The organism is uncultured Tateyamaria sp. (assembly GCF_947494755.1).
Taxonomy (GTDB): Bacteria; Pseudomonadota; Alphaproteobacteria; order Rhodobacterales; family Rhodobacteraceae; genus Tateyamaria.
Window position 1 is genome coordinate 1 of the sequence record NZ_CANLVZ010000053.1, and the last position, 298, is coordinate 298.

Below are 298 nucleotides of genomic sequence, written 5' to 3' on the forward strand. Positions count from 1 at the left end.
GCATAACACCCGCTATGAAACTGAAAATGGCCGCCTAATTCTACAGACAGACCCCATTAAAAATGGGGGGATGACCGTATGACCACACATGATCGCGATGTTCAGGCCGAAGCCGGACACATGATCCGGCATTCAGCTAAAGCCGCCCCTTCTTCGGTTGTTTCATTGGCACTTTCAGCCGCTCCCGCCGCCATCGTCGCTCAACGCGCTTGTCGTTCACCTGCCAGCCAGCATCTCTCAGCAACGCGGCGATCCGACGATAGCCATAGCGGCCATATTGTCGGGTCAACTCGATCAT

Annotated in this window: 1 pseudogene; it reads right to left on the reverse strand. The window is 55.0% G+C overall.

Features of this window, described 5'->3' with window-relative positions:
* Window positions 1–76: 76 nt before the first annotated feature.
* A pseudogene (locus Q0908_RS20330) lies at window positions 77–298 on the reverse strand (IS3 family transposase); the annotation flags it as partial.